Origin of the sequence: Acinetobacter sp. V102_4, assembly GCF_031799005.1 — a bacterium.
In the GTDB taxonomy this organism is placed as follows: domain Bacteria; phylum Pseudomonadota; class Gammaproteobacteria; order Pseudomonadales; family Moraxellaceae; genus Acinetobacter; species Acinetobacter calcoaceticus.
Genome location: NZ_JAVQNR010000049.1, coordinates 154,523 through 171,287, shown reverse-complemented (window position 1 = coordinate 171,287; position 16,765 = coordinate 154,523). Strand labels below are relative to the sequence as shown.

Here is a 16,765-nt window from a genome sequence, read left to right as displayed (position 1 = left end):
ACCCAAAGTCAACTTCATAATTTTAACTATTTCCCACTAACACCCTCAAATATTTTTAGCTAATTCTTTTGCTAAACATTGTTCATGCCATGTGGTTTGAAAATTTTCGACAGCTTTTGATTTAATGAGAGGATCTTCAAATAATTTTGAAGAATATGCAGATTTGATAAGCTCTTGATAAATTTGTTTGGCTTGTTCCTCTTCAAGATGATTCGCTATGTCATGTAGCTCTTTAGCTGGCACCTCATGTTGTCTAGCATCCATCACGCCACTTGCTGCTTTTTTAACAGTTTCGCAGTAATGAAGCTGCATTGCTTCTGAAGCTGCATAACATGGAATAGAAATTGCGCTGATAAAGAGGAATATAAATCTCATAGTCTCACCTTAATTTGACGCGCAAGGTTAACAACTAATTGCCCAAAATTTAAGTTAAGAAAGGTTAATTTTTCTTTTCTCCGCTTTTACAGTTGCAAAAGAATGAGATGGCGCGATTAATTTCATTTCACTTTTTGCACTTGAGTGTCAGACGCATTGAGCACTTTTCCATCTGCTGCGACTGGTGCCATAAATGGAATTTGCTGACCTGTATTTTTATCAATTAACAGAGAGTGCCGCTCACCACTTTCAAATAAGTTGTGCTCACCCCATTGTCGTAGAGCCACAACGACTGGAAACAAACTCTCCCCTTTAGCTGTCAACACATATTCTTGATAAGCCGTACCATCCGAAGCATCTTGCATTTCAAGAACGTCTGCATCAACTAACTTTTTCAGTCGATCAGAAAGAATATTTCGCGCCACTCCTAAGCTGCGCTGAAAATCTCCAAAACGGCGCATACCATCAAAAGCATCACGCACAATAAGCAGTGACCATCGATCTCCTATGAGATTGACGCAGCGCGCAACAGGACAAGGTTCTTCTTTTGAAGCTGTAGAGTTCGCCATTGAGTTCCCCTACCAATAATCAGGAATAAAATATCTAGTTGCATTTTAAAACTAGTCAATCTAATATTCAACTAGTTTCATTTTAAAACCAGATTAAATGGATTTAGGGTTATGAAAGCTTCTCTTGCATCTTCAACCTCACCCACAGCAAACAATAGACCGCTTTCGAGCATGCCTCGTAGCGTAATTTTGATGTTTGCTATTGCAAGTGGTGCAAGCGTTGCAAATGTCTATTATGCACAGCCTTTGCTCGACATATTGGCTAGGGACTTTAGCATTAGTCATGCTGCCATCGGTGGTGTAGTTACAGCCACGCAAATTGGTTGTGCACTGGCCCTCGTGTTTCTGGTGCCGTTGGGTGATCTTGTAAATCGGCGTCGATTAATGGCTATACAATTACTGGCTTTGGTATCTGCATTGCTAGTTGTTGCATTTGCTCATTCTGTTGTTGTTCTTTTGGCAGGAATGCTTGCTGTGGGTTTACTCGGTACAGCCATGACACAAGGGCTTATTGCTTATGCTGCGAGTGCTGCTCTCCCACATGAGCAAGGACATGTGGTCGGCACTGCACAAAGTGGTGTATTCATTGGTTTACTTCTTGCCCGAGTGTTTTCAGGAGGAATCAGTGATGTAGCGGGTTGGCGTGGCGTTTACTTTTGTGCAGCAATCATCATGCTCATGATTGCGTTACCACTCTGGAGACGACTTCCTCATTTAAAAGTTCAACCGGTTTCAATGCGCTATCCGCAGCTTCTGGCTTCTATGCTAAAACTACTCCATCAAGAAAAAGTGCTACAAGTGCGCGGTGTCTTAGCTTTACTCATGTTCGCGGCATTCAATATTTTTTGGAGCGCACTGGTATTGCCTTTGAGTGAGCCACCTTATAGTTTTTCACATACGATTATTGGATCTTTTGGTCTAGTCGGAGTCGTTGGTGCTCTGGCCGCTGCACGTGCGGGACAATGGGCCGACCGCGGATATGCTCAGCGTACAAGTGTGGCGGCACTCGTTATATTATTAATTGCATGGAGTCCTCTTTCACTCATGGCGTACTCTCTCTGGGCACTGGTGATTGGCATAGTATTGCTAGACTTGGGCGGGCAAGCTTTACATGTGACTAATCAGAGTATGATTTTTCGTACTCGTCCAGAAGCTCATAGCCGGCTTGTTGGGCTCTACATGCTATTTTATGCAATTGGTAGTGGACTGGGTGCTATCAGTACAACCGCTACTTACGCATATGCTGGATGGCGTGGCGTGTGTGCTCTAGGTGCAGGTGTGAGTCTGTTGGCACTATTATTTTGGTGGATGACACGTCATATTTTGCCCAAAAAAACAGACGAAAAAGATAACAATATATAAATTAGTAAAATATAATGAGATGAAATCTTCTCTAACAATCTAAATGTTGATATGCAACGTTAGTCCATTACTATCAAAAATATATGGAAGCCCCTAAAGGAACAAAATTGGGTATTAATCATAAATTGATTTGCATAGTTGTGTTGGTAGCTCTTACAGGATGTCAGCGGCAAGAAGCGAACGAAAATACAAGCGCTGTAAAACTCCCTGTTTATCAGTTTAATGGTGTTTCAGCTTCAGCACGCTTAAAAGGAATATTGCAGCTAAAACAAGAGTGTCTTTATGTGAACGATATACTCATTATCTTTCCAGAACACACCGCTCAGTGGGATTCTGAAAAAGAAACGTTAAGTTATAAAGGCAAGCATATCGCTCTAGGCAGCGAATTAGATATTGTTGGAGGGAGCGGTGATTTTGAGCAAGACAACCTACGCATTAAACATTTAAGCCCAATGTGTGATCATCAAAATATTTGGTTTGCTGGATAATCTACAGTGAAGGGTTCGAATTCAATTTTCGCGCCCCCAATCCCTTGGTCTTAAACAGAACGATTCAACTCACTATCAGATTTATATATTTTCCTGACAGGCAACCAGAAATAAATATAAATTAATAGCATGACCCACCCCAAAAATACATCTCCAATCAAATGTGGAGACTCATGTGTCATCACCAAACCCATAACAAGCATTGCACCGAAATGAGCAATATTTGCAATCATGGTAAATTCAAAAAACATATAGTTTTTTAAAGGTTCATTGGCGGCTTTTAATAGAAACCAGCCCCATACAATATAGATGGTTGAGATCATCAACTCATAAAGTTCACCGCCGCCCTGCAACTCCCCCCAGCGAACTAATCGAACAAGAAATTTACCCCATTCGAACTGAAGTAAAATTGCAGGAATATTGAAAAAGATAAGAAGTGCTGCACCTGCAAAAAATAGTAAAAAGCTAATTCCCATAAACTTTGCGGCTAGGCTAAATCTCGATATTTTTATCTGATAAGTGGTCGACATAACTTATATCCTTATTGATATAAACCGTTAATTTATAATTTTAAGAGGCACGTAATCGACGGGTCTTGAAAATACTCAACCCTTTATCTTTAATATCCAGAATAAGAGATTTAAGGCCATTTTCATTGGGGATTGGTAAACGCCCACGTCCTAATCGATGCATTTGACGCGTATACCACGTAACTTCTAATGCCCCCAAGTTATCAATGAATTTAATACCTGTAGTTAAGGGTTTAACTTGGTTTATTGTTTCAAGCCCTTGTAGCAACCGTTTTGATGCCAACGGTTCAATTGCAAAAATACGCCCCAGTCCAACAAAATCTAAATCATCATTTAATAAAGCACTTTCAATACCTTGTAGGCTTCTAAAACCGCCAGTCACCATTAAGGGGACTTTACTTTGTTCACGGACTTTTTTGGCAAAGTCTAAAAAGTAGGCTTCGCGAGACAGTGTTGAATCTTTAGGTTTACCCAACTGCATAATCGGTTTTTCATAGGTTCCGCCAGAAATCTCGATTAAGTCAATTCCCACTTCATCTAGTGCTTGAATTGTCGCCAATGATTCTTCTTCGGTAAAACCGCCTCTTTGAAAATCGGCTGAGTTTAATTTAATGCTTACTGGATAATCGGGTCCGACTCGATTGCGAATTTCCTTGTAAACCTCAAGAACAAATCTACGTCGATTTTCGATAGTTCCGCCCCACTGATCTGTACGGCGGTTATGATGCGGGGAAAGGAACTGGCTAATTAGATAACCATGTGCACCATGTAACTGAACACCAGAGAAGCCTGCTTTCTTGGCAATCTCTGCAGTAGTTGCATAGCGTTGAATGAGATCTTCAATTTCTTCCTGAGTCAGCTCTCTTGGTGTGGCAAAAACTGCTGCCATTTTAGGCCCGAACGGTACTGCTGATGGTGAAACTGTTTCTTGATTTAATCCTCGAATTGCCTGTTTACCTGGATGGTTTATTTGCATCCAGACGTCACTGCCACCAGATTTAGCAACATCTGCCCATTCTTTGATTAAGGCAAAATCTTTTTCGTTTTCAATAATGACATTGCCCGGCTCGCCGATTGCTCTAGAGTCAATCATCACGTTACCGGTAATCAGAACTCCGACTCCAGATTGCGACCAAGTTCGATATAGTTGAATCAGCTCTTTGCTCGGTCGCCCATCTGTATGCGCCAGCCCTTCACTTAAAGCCGATTTAATAAGCCTATTCTTGAGTGTAAACCCATCTTTCAAAAGAAATGGTGACGCCAGTTTTAATTCGTTTTTCATCTTAGACCTCCAGCTTTATTTTTTATGCAGTGAGCTTTTGAATATAATTACGAATAGGTACTGCGATTAAATCAGGATGGCTCGCAATCCCCCAATGACCCGCCTGAATATCAGTACGTGTAAAAGATGAATTTACCCATCTGTCCTGTTTATCTACGATGTGTTGAGGCACAAAGCGATCTTTGGTCATTGATAAAACATGTACAGGTACTGAGGTATAACGCTTTTTAGAGTTAATTAATGGCTTAAATAGGTTCAATCGATAGAAACCTAACCCACGTACCGCATTTTTGAGTTGATTAGGATGTGGTCTAACTTTCTTACCTTCGAGTTGCGAAACCACTTGTGGCCATATTTTTGATAGACCCAGATACCAGCTTAGCTCTGGAATAATTGGAATATTAAAAAACAACATATAACTCGAAGAAATCATTTGCTTGATAGCAGCAAACTGTCTCGCCAGCTCTTTACTGTTCAGATTTTCTTTAAACCACATACCAGCATGATCAATGCTAGGTGCTAAAGCCGTATAACTTTTGACATATGGTTTTAACTTATCATCTAAAATCGCTTCCCAACCTTGGAGAGCACCAAGATCATGGCCAATCAAATGAACAGGCTGCTGAGGACTCGTTTGTTCAATAACTGCTTTTAAATCTGAAATGAGGTAGTCCATGTGATAACCCGCTTCAGATAACGGAGCCCCAGATAAACCTGTACCTCTTACATCGTAAGTCACAATATGAAAATCTGATTTCAGTAGTGAAGCCAGTTCATCCCAGATTTGTGCTTCGTCAGGATAACCATGAATAAACACCAGTGTTTCACGATTGTCTGCAGCTGTGCCCCATTCATATATTGATAGCGTGACATCAGCCGACTGAATATATCTTTGTTGTTTTTCAATATTCGTATTCATATTAGCTCACCAATCCTTTTTGCATTTCTTCATAAAGTTTGACTGCTGGTGATCGATTTATATAATCCAATGCAAGCTCGGTTGAGCCTTCATAGTAAGGGTGGTACGAAGGTTTAAAGAAGTTTTTAGCTGTAGTCATAAACCACACAGGACTTGGTACTAACTCCTGAGAGCTCGCTTTAAACCATTGTTGCCAAAAACCAAAGCGAGCTAAGCTTTGTTGAGATTTAGGTAAACTACGATCTACTGCCGCAAGCTCTTGTGTGCCTTTAACCATTAAATAAGTGAAAATTGGTGCCACCATACTCATGATTGCAGCACGCAATGCATAGTTACCGCCTAAGTGCTCAAATAAATCGAAAGCAACCGTTCGATGTTCAACTTCTTCCGCACAGTGCCAAGTAAATAGATCACTTACTGCTGGGTCACAACCTTTTTCTTCCCAGTGGGCTTTCGTCAAAGCATATTGGCCTAATGCGCAAGTGTAATGCTCTGCAGCAGCGACAATACCTACACGGAACAATAACCAAGATTTTTGCATGCGCTTAGGGAGAACTTTTCCAAACGGCTTATCTGCAAGCATGTAATCAAAGAGTTCAATTACACGCTCGTATTGTTCTTCAATATCAACGCCATAACGCTGTATATATTTTTCGATAGATTCTTTGTGTGCTTGCGCATGAATCGCCTCTTGGCGAATAAAAGTTTCTACGTCTTTTTTTAATTTTTCATCGGTTACGAATGGCAATGCCTTATTAAAAATACGGCAGAAAAAGTACTCTCCTCGCACAAGTGTAAAACTGAAATGGTTTACAGCATGACTTCCTACTGGAGATTGTGGCATCCAGTGGAGTGGTGAGTCATTCCAATCAAAAGCGACACGACGTGGAAATAAAGGCCATAAAGTTTTAGAAGCCATATCTTTGAATGTGTTTGGATACATGTTCTTTTTCTCTTCCTCAAGATAGCTACACATTAAGTTCTAAAAGAGAACTTGTTAATGTCATTAAAGGACAATTCCCATGTCAGAACGGTAAAAATCATTTCATCAAATTGATAGGTCGCAATAAAATGGAGGTCGTACTTCTACTTATGCAAAGTCATTAAAAATAAAAAAGTAGTGCGTAAGGTGCTTGTTTCAATATTTACATTCAACTTTTAATGAATTGAGTGAAGTCCTTTTCAACCCAATGAATCTTTACATCAAATTATATGCTCATCATTATTCCAACTTGAAAAGCTCGGCCAGGTAACGGTGCAATATATTTTAAAGGTGAGTTCTGAGGACGTGCTTCTTCATTAAGTAAATTTGTACCATTTAAGAAAATATCAAACGATGCATTCTTTAAATTCAAATTTTTATTAATTTTGAAATCGACTAGATTATATGCAGGCAAAGGGACTTCTTGACTAACATTCTTACCTAAATATTTTGGTTGCGCATAATAAGTGCTTGATACTTGTGCTGACCAAGAATTATTTTGCCATTCGAGATAAGATCCATAACGGTTTGTTGGCATATTTGGTAAATAAACCCCATCATTGTTCAATCTTATATTCGAAGGGTCAGTAGCTTTATTTTTAACTAAATCGGCAAAACCACCAAGCTTTAAGTTTCCATATTGATTAAGATCAAAATCATAATTTGCATCAACTTCAAAACCTGTAATTTGTGTATCTGTCTGTGTCCAATATTTCAAAGGTAAGCGGTTTGCCATAGAAGCACCAGAATGCGTGAGATATATGTAATTATCAAAAATCATTTGGTAACCGACTATTTTTAGTTCAGCTTCTTTCCAATTCACGATCATGCTTAATTCTAAACTTTTGACTTTTTCTGGCTCAAGGTTCTGATTACCCTCTTCTTGGGTCATCACTGAATAGTGAGCATTACTTGAATATAGTTCATTAATTTCAGGAGCACGCTCTGAAATTGCATATTTTGCCCTTAGATTAATGTAATCATTAATATTTAGTCCTCCCCCTATATAATAATGATTTAAATCGAAAGATTGATTTTCCAGTTTTGAATTACGAGCATTACGCGCTAACTTAAATGTTTGGTCTTGAATTTCATGTTCTATACTCTCAAAACGGTAACCAGCATCAAAATAAAACTTATTAAAATTTAACTGTTCTTGGAGAAATATAGCTTTATTACTGGTATTCACGTTCGGCAAATACCGCTGCTTGCCATCACCTTTAATTTCTCTATTTCTTAAACTTAAACCTAGAGTACCAGTTAAACTCTTAAATGACTTTTGTGTCATTAAAACCTCTGCTAATTGCTCATCGATTTTATATTCGTTGGCTTGCGTTGCACCTAAATACTCACCTGACTTGTTCGAAAGCTGTTGTAGATTGAAGTGTATATTCTCAAAAATAGAAATTGGTTGCTTCAATAATGAATCTAAAGCAAAGCGATTCTGCTCAATTTTCACGCCAACAGGAAGCATCACATAGCGGTCTTGAAATGATTGATTTTGCATTGAAAATCCTGGCACACCATATTCGCTTTTTTTTCGATCTGCGCTTATCCCAATGTAACCTTTATCAAAAAAATATGTTGTACCCACTCCCACATTTTCGCTTTGAGCATAACTATTTCCTAATTTTTTGTAATAATTAGGTGTCACATCATTATTAATCTTCTTTACTGTATTCTGTGGCGTATTAGGAATATATTCAGGATTCTTCGGGTTGATATAAGTTTTTCCGCTCCAGATTGATGATGGTTTATCACTATAAAATGAGAATTCCCCATCAGCCCAATCAGGGTTTTCAGTCATAAACTGATCTATATAAGGTTGTGAAGACTTATTGTAAATATGCTGAATCCGAGTGTCTTTTTGACACGAATCTGCTAATGCACTGTTCACACCTCCAGTCTCAGGGAAAACCTGATTTTCACAGGCATTCGCTTTACTATTTCCTGGAATTTTATACGATGAAATTTCTTGTTTTGAATATCTAATATTTGTCGACCAATTATTTTGATTGTTAATATTGAATTTGAATCCCTTCGCATCTAAATCATTAAACCCTTTTCTATAGGCTATATCTAATTTATGCTCTTTATGTTCTATTTCTTTAGAAATTAAACCAGATTCTATTTGAACACTTCCACCAATTGAATTGCCTCCATAACGGATACTATCCGAGCTTTTATTCACTATAATTTGTTCTGTAAAAAGTGGGTCGAATGGAATGTTAATATCTCCACTTATCGCATTCATCCCACTGACTAATTGACCATCTTCAAAAACACCAACTCTATTACCCGACAAGCTACGAATTATTGGTGCACCTGCATTCGGTCCAAATGCTGAATTTTGCACACCAGAAATTTTTGAAAGAGCATCCCCTAAAGTCTTTGCAGCTTTTATTTCTAACTTATTAACTTCAACTACATTTTCTGTAGAAGATGCTTTTATTCTTAAGGGTGTAAGTTGTGTGACATTATTATATTCCTCAGCCTTAATTTGTTGCATTACAAACAACATACTCAACATACAGGTGGTATAGCGCATTCTATCCTCGATTAAATAATGTAATGTTATAACATTACATTATTTAATCACTATACTTATCAAAAATCTACAATCTTGTTTTTTGGTATGTGCTTATAAGTGCCTATGAAAAAGACCCAATGTGTCTTGTGTCTGAAAAGAGTTAATAAAGAATAAAAAATAAGTCAGCTCTAGAGAGCTGACTTATTTTTACTCACTGAATATCTCTGCTTTGAATTGTAAGAATATTCGACAGCTTTAATCATTCTAATTGACACGCAAGTGGATCAATTAGTTTTAAATCTTAACTTGGATTAATCTCTGACGTTAATCTCTGCAAATCATGACCCGAAGGCGCTTGGTAAACACGTAAACCAAATTCGGGAAGAATCGCAATTAAATGATCAAAAATATCGGACTGAATTGCTTCATAGGAAACCCATGCAGTTGTATTGCTAAATGCATAAATTTCTAACGGCAACCCTTGGCTAGTCGGCTGTAATTGGCGAACCATAATCGTTTGATTTTGAGCAATCCCCTTATGTTGGCGCAAGTAAAATTCCACATAGGCTCTAAATGTACCGATATTGGTTAAACGGCGTTTGTTATAACGAGATTGATTACTTAAATGTTTATTGAATTCTTCAATTTCAGAATTCTTTGCATCAAGATATTGATCTAATAATAAAAATTCTTTGAGCTTTTGTTGCTCTTCATCAGTCATAAAATGAACACTACTTTGATCGAGAAAGAGTGAACGCTTCATACGGCGACAACCCGAATTACTCATGCCTCGCCAGTTTTTAAAAGTATCAGTAACGAGCTTATTGGTTGGAATAGTGGTGTAGGTTTTATCAAAATTTTGAACAGTCACTGTATGTAGTGAAATATCGATCACATCACCATCCGCATTCAGTGAAGGCATCTCAATCCAGTCACCAATACGAACCATGTCATAAGATGCAATTTGTACACTGGCAACCAAAGACAAAATCGTGTTTTGGAAAACCAGCATTAATACTGCTGCCATCGCACCAAAACCTGCAAGTAAAGTAAACACATCCTTTTTAAGGAATGTGCCCAAAATCATGAGGCCACAAACGACAAATAAAATTAATTTAACAAGTTGTAGGTAACCTTTAATTGGTTTGTTTCTAGATTTTGGATTACGTTGATAAATGAGATTAAAAATATTTAACAGTTCGCTGACTGTAAGCGCGAGCGTGAGGAAAATAAACGCTTGTGCCCCCATTTCGACAAAAGCAATAAACTTTGGAGATAGATGAGGAACTGTTGCAATCCCGTTCATAATCACAACAGCTGGAACAATATTTGCAAATTTCTTTATGACACTATGCTGAGCAAAAATAGATTGATTGGGTGATTTAAGTTTTGTGATTAAGTGCCGAACGCCCCGAACAATAATTCGCTTAGCAATAAAATTTGCTATTGCTGCAAATAAAATCAAAATAATGAGTGAAACAAACATCTCAAGCCAAGGATAATGGCTTAGCTCAACCCGAATATCACGAAAAAAATTTAAAAAATCCAAACTCATACCCCTTAAAACTTTATTTTCTAGAATTTTAAGGGTTAAAGCATTTGATAATAAGACTTGTTTACATATGTAGTCATAAATACAACAACTAAGTTATATACCCTGCCCATATTTAATTACAAATCTCATGATTTTTGACGCTTAACTATAAGGTCTTGCCTGCTTTAGTTTTGGATCAGTTATATAACGTAGATCGAACGATTGGGTTCATTTAAAATAATGTATTAAACGAATAATTCTGGTTTTAGTGAGTGAAATTTTCTGACTTTTTGACTTGTATTGGAATGATCTGGTTCACCTTATTCTTTATCTATATGGCTTGGACCTTTTTTCTTAAAAGTCTGGTTCATAAATTTTTTATTTATAAACGAGGAATCATTACTTCTGCCGAAGTTGTGTATTTTCAGGACTCTCTCGTCAAGGTTCAATATCGCCCTTTATGTCACATAAAATTAAAATTTCAAACTGAGCAAGGTCAAATCATGACTGAAAATCTGAAGGTGCTTATTGCTAAACAAAATCACGATCAATATAAAGTCGGTAGCATCATCAAAATTAAATATGACCCTAAAAATTTAAAGAATATTTCAATATTGGGAGAAGTCATGGTTTAAGTTATTAGAGATTATTTAAAAAGTACGATAAACCCTGAGGTGCCCGCCCATTTAGCCGACTACTCGTTGTCACTCTAACCAGATTACTCCAAGTAATATTGCAACAATGCTTGATCAATTTTTTGATTAAAGATACATCTTCATGACATGAAATAGGCTCAAAGCCTCCTACCAAAAGATAGACTTCCGCACTAAAACTTAAATTTGCCCCATGAATATGTGCATGATCCATCTGATCTTTATAATGTGCCAAGTATTTCTGCCGTTTGGATATCGATAGATGGCTCAAGTCATCTAAGGTCACAGTACCGCAAATTGCATCTGTTGGTTGATGCTCTATTTGATAGCGCAGCCAATCAGGACTAACCACCGTGTCTGCATCCGTACACGCAATCCATGTTACTCCACGCCCAATTAAATGGCGAATACCTAAATCTCGTGCTTTTCCTACACATGCATAACCACACTCAATCCAATTGATTTGATAGCTTTGTGCAATGAGTCGCGACTGATCTGTACAGTTATCAAGTACAACAATGACCTCTACGTCATAACCGCTAATATTATCTATGGCAACCTGAATCGATTGCAGGCAGGCAGATAGATATTGCTCTTCGTTATGTGCTGGAATGACGATACCTATTTTCATCTTAGTTTTTCCTGCTGCGCTAAAGAGGAAGTGTTCGCCGTCCAAACATCTATCATAAAATCTGGGTCGTTCAAGCTTAGATAATGATGAAATGGGAAATGTTGCTGAAAAGCTTGATGGACTTGTTCTGCGTTTAATTCAAAATCTTGAATTTCATGACGCCAATGGCAACACAGAATTTCACCGTCATCATTTAAACTATGCTTTAACATTTCAATAAACTGATGCAATTCGTTTGCCGACAAGTAATAGGCCATCTCACTAATTAAAATCAGATCAAATTTTTGAATTGAGTAGTCTTCTGGTATTTTTCTATTCTCAACAACAACATGCTCAAACTCTTGTAAACGCTCGGAAGCCAATTGAACTGCGCTCTCAGAGACATCTATACACACTAACTCCTCAGCTCTTTGCGCCAAATGAAAACTTAAATGTCCATTTGAACAGCCCACTTCTAACACTTTTGGGTAGCGAGGTCTTGTGAGCAGCGCGAGACAAATTTGCCTTTTACGGGCTTCATACCAGTGTGAGTCATAGCCCCATGGATCACTGTTATGACGATATAAATCTTCAAAGTACATGCGAGAATGAATCACTCAAATACACCTCATAAGGCATTAAAAGACGTTTAATAGCACTTGAAGAGAGAACCGCAGCATTCCCTGTGGTTTCATCTGCTTTAAGTTGGGTTTTAAACTGCAAAATTGCTTGATGTTTTTTAGTTAATTGTTCTTCGGTTAAGTGGTACGCTTTTGCGCGATGCCAATCAATTCGTGGGTCTAAAGGCTCTGCCCAATGCCAAGCCCATATTAATACGTGTAAACATAGTAGTTGCTTAGCGTTTGCATAAGCTTGTACTGTTTTACCTACCGCTTCATGGTCTGGGTGACCATCAAGTGCATAACTACAAATCAGAATATCGTCAGCTTGCACGGTCTGCTCTAAACTCTGCCAAAGTTGATGGGTTTGAAAATGGATCTGACCATCTAACAAATTAAGCTCTGCCCGTTCGGTTGACTCTGCTGCCCCTAAACACTTTAAGGCTGCCAAGCTTTCTTGCGGACGAAGAATATTGAGCTGATCTGGAGGATATTTTGTCGAGTTAGGATGACTTTGTGTGCCGTTAGTCACAGCTAAAATTAAAATCTTACAATTCAGTGCGATAAGTTGCTGCATTAGACCGCCACAACCGAGCACTTCATCATCAGGATGTGGAGCAACAATCACCACCCTTTTAGAGCGAAATAACTCAAGATTTAAAGGTGCTAAAGGTTGTTCTTTAAATGCCTTTAACCATTGCTCTTTGGACGTACCCTCACCAAAAATAACGCGGTCTTCTACCAAAGGATGTTTTAAAGTTCCCATAAGCTTTGCTCCGATAAACAGAGTTCTGCAATTTGTTCATAGTCAAAAGCGGCATGACTTTGTCGCATGAACACAGGCAAGTCAGCCATGAGCTGAGCGAAAGTCGCATCTTCACAAAAAGGCCGAGCACCTAAGGCTTTCCCTACTCGTTCAATCACACTTTGACAGCATTGTTCAGTTTGGGCACGCAATATCCGTATTTCCCGCTCATGACTCAGCAATGGTTGATGGTCAATCAGTTCAGCAATGTATTGAAAATATTGCTTGGTGATCGCTAATTGTTGAGCTAACTCTCCTAAGTAAAATTTCTTAAAAGGGTTAGGATTTGCCTGACAACTTTCCTGCAAAAAGCTGGCTAAACGCACAGCGGCACCGTACCAACAAGCAGCGACTCCAGCCGCACCATGCCAAAACCTTGGACGTTCTAAATAACTGTTTGGATGACCTATCGGTTTTACAGGCGTATTTGCAAAAGTGACTCTAGCTGTCTGCGTGGCGTGCATTCCGACTGCATGCCAGTGGCTCAAATCGGTAGTAATTGAAGGATGTTCTAAGTTAACAATACAAAGCTGTGCTTGCCCTTGCCGGTCTTTATAACTCATTAAGGCTTTTTGGATAAACTCCGCACTGGAGCACCAAGGTTTTATGCCATTACAAAGATTATCTTTTATTTGTAATGGAGCTGGTCCACCGTCTGCTGCCCAAACCGCCCAAATCTGGTCATCTATTTCTTCTTGATAGCCCAATTCATTTAAAATACTTAAGGCATCGCAATGAGACTCAAATAGTTTAGCCAAACTTAAATCTGACCCAGCAATCTGAGCAAAAAGTTGCCAACGCTGATAGGTGTGGCCCGAAGCTGGATAAGGTAAATTTTTGGCTAAATTTACCAATTGAGAAAGTAAATCTATACGAAGCTTACTTTTATCTTCAGCTAAGGCAGATTCAAATTCACTCAAGATGCTCAATATCGTCATATTTATAGATATTTTAATATTCATTGCAAATAATTATTTATAAGACTTGATTTAACCATATCTAAATACTTCTGTTTAAATAAACACATTAATTGTAATAAAAAGATAATTATTATTAGTTTTATATCTAATTATTTCATTGTTACTCAAATATATTCATTAAGTGAGTTTATAAACCGATCCTGTAAGGTTTATTAAAAATTCAACATTTAGCTCATTATTTAAAGTAATTTAGTTTCTACCGTTTTTCTATTTTCAAAGAAGAGGTCTAAAATGAATACTTTAAATATTACTGACATTCAAAAACACGCAGATGTTATTGCTTCTTGCGGTACTAAAGTAGGAACAGTCGACCATCTCGATGGTGAAAATCAATTAAAGCTGACTCGAGACGAAAGTGGTCAACATCATCTCATTCCTACTGCGTGGATTGGGGAAGTGAAAGAAAACCAAGTCATACTTAATAAAAATTCAGAAGAAGTTAAAGATCAATGGCAAGCAATCTAGGCTTTTAAGCACGGCGAGTTACTTACCGTAAGCTTTATAATAAAAAGTTTTAGCTTATAAAAATGAATAGGCTTAAAGAATTTAAAGCCTAGATTATAAAAATGAAGGCTCCTTTTAATAAAGGAGCCTTTTTTATGGACCGAACCTCTCACTTAGACCTTTTTTATCTCTATAAGCCTTTTGTAAGATGTTTTTGTCCCTTAAGCACATGGTGATCGATTTTACTTAATGCTAAAAATTGTGCATTCGCATTAAATGAATAATTATGAATAGGGTGACGTATATGATCACAGGGAATCATCAGCTTAAAGCTCGAAAAGTATATTTTGATTTCGCAGAGTCATCTATCTGCTGGATGCCGAATGATCCGTTATGCTCACATGTAGCAAATGGTATCAATATGCTTTTGCCGGCTGGCGAGTTCTGGTTCTGCCGAGTGTTTAATAAAACCCTTCCCTACATTACCGATGAAACATTGAAACAAGAAGTAGTAGGCTTTGTCCGCCAAGAAGCTGCTCATGCACGTGCGCATGAAAAAGCACAGGACTTCTTACGTGAAAATGGCTATGACATTCAAGATCCACTCAACCGTGCCCATTTTGTTTTTAATATTTTATTGGGCGATAAACCTTTTGGTCTGCCGCTTGTGAAAGGCAAAAAACTTGAAGAATATTGGTTACTTTTCCGAGTAGGTGTTATTGCTGCAATTGAGCACTTTACGGGAACTATTGGTCAGTGGACACTTGATAGTAAGTCTTGGGATAGCGCCGACCCTGCAATGGCAGATTTATTCCGTTGGCACCTTGCCGAAGAAGTTGAACACCGCTGTGTTGCTTACGATTTATTTCAGCACCTTTTAACAAACAAGTTGGGTTTTTATGTGTCGCGCCAAGTGATTATGGCCGCTATTTTCCCACTGTTTATTTACTTCCTTGCTGATTTTGCACGTAGTCTAGGCAAGCAGGATTTAGAGCACGAAGACATTCAAAAATTGATGCGTCGTGGCTTCTTTAATTTCATTCGCGAGTTTGAAAAAACTGCTACTCGCTCAGACAACCTACCGACCATTAAATATTTATGGAAAGCGACTTTAAGATGGGTTTCTCCAAAATTTAACCCAATTCATGAAGGTGACACTGAACAAGCTTTGGCTTATATGGCTCGTTCACCTGCGGTCCAATACTTTGAACAAATGACTCATTCTGCAAAACCTGCGACATTAAGCTAAGCACTTATTTCTTTCAAAGAAAAAGCCTCCTTAATGAGAGGCTTTTTTCTATTTAAGTTTTAACAATTAGACAAAGTTTAAAAAGAAATAATCCAACAGCCGTGCGCTCTCATCTACCCCATTTTCACCTAAAAGCTGGACCATTGCTCCATCAATCATAAATAAAAACATGTAAGCGTCTTGGAGTGAAGCCGTAGATTTTAAGGTTAAAAGCAACTTATGGATTTCACCAATGAACCAGTTTCTATAATCAACCACGACTTTATAGGCAACCGGATAGAGCTTTTCAATTTCAAAAATTGCCTTAAATGGCAAATGATAAAAGCCATTTAAGTCGGCATGTAGAAAATAAATCTCCTTAAGTTTATCAAGCACCATTTGTTCACGGTAAGAATTAGAAATTGAAAATACCTTGTCTTTGAGCGCGTCTTTTTGAAAAGTGAGACACATCTCGATGAGTCGTGCTTTTGAGTGAAAGTCGTTGTAAAAAGTAGCTTTGGCAACTTTGGCTTCCGCAATAATTTGGTCGACTCCGACCTTATGAAACCCATATTGATTAAATAAGTCTTTTGCGGTGTGAAGCACTCTGAGTGCTCTAAATGAAGATTCTAAATTTGGCATAGGTATACCATTTAAATAATTTTTTGTTGTATCTAAAAGAGATAGAAATGCCGTCACTCTTAAAATGAGTGCTAAAAACAGGCATGCAAAAGCAGCACAAAAATGTGCCTAAGCTATCTCAGGTTTTATTGTTGCTATGATTTTTTAGTCGTAACGAGCTAAGGTTGTAGAAAACCTAGAGTCGGTTAAACCGTTTTAAAGACCAGTTGGGC

At 38.0% G+C, this 16,765-nt stretch carries 18 protein-coding genes; 5 read left to right on the top strand and 13 right to left on the bottom strand.

The window, feature by feature from the left end; all coding sequences use genetic code 11:
* Positions 1–45: 45 nt before the first annotated feature.
* Both RMB13_RS14305 and RMB13_RS14300 read right to left on the bottom strand, forming a co-directional pair.
* Positions 46–375, bottom strand: coding sequence for a hypothetical protein (locus tag RMB13_RS14305; RefSeq protein ID WP_171264526.1), 330 nt, complete (start codon positions 373–375; stop codon positions 46–48).
* A gap of 122 nt (positions 376–497) precedes the next feature.
* A complete protein-coding gene (locus RMB13_RS14300) occupies positions 498–944 on the bottom strand; it encodes a helix-turn-helix domain-containing protein (protein WP_311085559.1) in 447 nt (148 codons plus the stop codon).
* A gap of 111 nt (positions 945–1,055) precedes the next feature.
* On the opposite strand from RMB13_RS14300, the gene RMB13_RS14295 reads away from it, so the two are divergent.
* Positions 1,056–2,306 (top strand): MFS transporter, encoded by a 1,251-nt coding sequence (locus RMB13_RS14295; RefSeq protein WP_311085558.1) that lies wholly within the window; start codon positions 1,056–1,058, stop codon positions 2,304–2,306.
* Positions 2,307–2,389: 83 nt separating this feature from the next.
* Complete coding sequence (locus tag RMB13_RS14290; RefSeq protein WP_311085557.1) at positions 2,390–2,794, top strand: hypothetical protein; 405 nt, start codon at positions 2,390–2,392, stop codon at positions 2,792–2,794.
* Between the two features lie 50 nt (positions 2,795–2,844).
* On the opposite strand, the gene RMB13_RS14285 is transcribed toward RMB13_RS14290, so the two are convergent.
* The 6 genes from RMB13_RS14285 to RMB13_RS14260 all read right to left on the bottom strand — a co-directional run bounded on the left by RMB13_RS14285 (position 2,845) and on the right by RMB13_RS14260 (position 10,586).
* Positions 2,845–3,324: a DUF6632 domain-containing protein gene (locus RMB13_RS14285; protein WP_311085556.1), complete on the bottom strand. Its 480-nt coding sequence runs from the start codon at positions 3,322–3,324 to the stop codon at positions 2,845–2,847.
* 40 nt (positions 3,325–3,364) lie between these two features.
* Positions 3,365–4,606 (bottom strand): NADH:flavin oxidoreductase/NADH oxidase family protein, encoded by a 1,242-nt coding sequence (locus tag RMB13_RS14280; protein WP_311085555.1) that lies wholly within the window; start codon positions 4,604–4,606, stop codon positions 3,365–3,367.
* A gap of 22 nt (positions 4,607–4,628) precedes the next feature.
* Positions 4,629–5,525: an alpha/beta fold hydrolase gene (locus RMB13_RS14275; protein ID WP_311085554.1), complete on the bottom strand. Its 897-nt coding sequence runs from the start codon at positions 5,523–5,525 to the stop codon at positions 4,629–4,631.
* A 1-nt stretch (position 5,526) separates the two neighbouring features.
* Positions 5,527–6,468 (bottom strand): metal-dependent hydrolase, encoded by a 942-nt coding sequence (locus RMB13_RS14270; protein WP_281831678.1) that lies wholly within the window; start codon positions 6,466–6,468, stop codon positions 5,527–5,529.
* A 265-nt stretch (positions 6,469–6,733) separates the two neighbouring features.
* Positions 6,734–9,055 (bottom strand): TonB-dependent receptor domain-containing protein, encoded by a 2,322-nt coding sequence (locus tag RMB13_RS14265; protein WP_311085553.1) that lies wholly within the window; start codon positions 9,053–9,055, stop codon positions 6,734–6,736.
* Between the two features lie 283 nt (positions 9,056–9,338).
* Complete coding sequence (locus RMB13_RS14260; RefSeq protein WP_311085552.1) at positions 9,339–10,586, bottom strand: mechanosensitive ion channel family protein; 1,248 nt, start codon at positions 10,584–10,586, stop codon at positions 9,339–9,341.
* A gap of 257 nt (positions 10,587–10,843) precedes the next feature.
* Between RMB13_RS14260 and RMB13_RS14255 the strand changes: the two genes are divergently transcribed.
* Positions 10,844–11,206 carry a DUF3592 domain-containing protein gene (locus RMB13_RS14255; protein WP_311085551.1) on the top strand — a complete coding sequence of 121 codons (363 nt, stop codon included), beginning with the start codon at positions 10,844–10,846 and terminating at the stop codon, positions 11,204–11,206.
* Between the two features lie 4 nt (positions 11,207–11,210).
* Here the strand turns inward: RMB13_RS14255 and RMB13_RS14250 are convergent, their stop codons facing one another.
* Genes RMB13_RS14250 through RMB13_RS14235 form a run of 4 tightly spaced genes read right to left on the bottom strand, consistent with a single transcriptional unit; the run spans position 11,211 to position 14,221 of the window.
* Positions 11,211–11,855, bottom strand: a complete 645-nt coding sequence (locus tag RMB13_RS14250) for a glycosyltransferase family 2 protein (protein WP_311085550.1) — start codon at positions 11,853–11,855, stop codon at positions 11,211–11,213.
* Positions 11,852–12,451 carry a class I SAM-dependent methyltransferase gene (locus RMB13_RS14245; RefSeq protein ID WP_311085549.1) on the bottom strand — a complete coding sequence of 200 codons (600 nt, stop codon included), beginning with the start codon at positions 12,449–12,451 and terminating at the stop codon, positions 11,852–11,854. Before RMB13_RS14245 ends, RMB13_RS14250 begins: the two co-directional genes overlap by 4 nt.
* A complete protein-coding gene (locus RMB13_RS14240; protein ID WP_311085548.1) occupies positions 12,426–13,220 on the bottom strand; it encodes a PIG-L family deacetylase in 795 nt (264 codons plus the stop codon). Before RMB13_RS14240 ends, RMB13_RS14245 begins: the two co-directional genes overlap by 26 nt.
* Entirely contained in the window at positions 13,208–14,221 is a 1,014-nt protein-coding gene (locus RMB13_RS14235; RefSeq protein ID WP_311085547.1) for an acyl-CoA dehydrogenase, read from the bottom strand. The genes RMB13_RS14240 and RMB13_RS14235 overlap by 13 nt, the downstream gene beginning before the upstream one ends.
* Positions 14,222–14,470: 249 nt before the next feature.
* Here RMB13_RS14235 and RMB13_RS14230 point away from each other — a divergent pair, with 249 nt between their 5' ends.
* Positions 14,471–14,704, top strand: coding sequence for a DUF2171 domain-containing protein (locus RMB13_RS14230; RefSeq protein WP_005041820.1), 234 nt, complete (start codon positions 14,471–14,473; stop codon positions 14,702–14,704).
* A 283-nt stretch (positions 14,705–14,987) separates the two neighbouring features.
* On the top strand, positions 14,988–15,932 hold the full coding sequence (locus RMB13_RS14220; protein WP_311085546.1) for a metal-dependent hydrolase: 945 nt from the start codon (positions 14,988–14,990) through the stop codon (positions 15,930–15,932).
* A gap of 66 nt (positions 15,933–15,998) precedes the next feature.
* Here the strand turns inward: RMB13_RS14220 and RMB13_RS14215 are convergent, their stop codons facing one another.
* Positions 15,999–16,553, bottom strand: coding sequence for a TetR/AcrR family transcriptional regulator (locus RMB13_RS14215; RefSeq protein ID WP_311085545.1), 555 nt, complete (start codon positions 16,551–16,553; stop codon positions 15,999–16,001).
* Between the last annotated feature and the right edge of the window lie 212 nt (positions 16,554–16,765).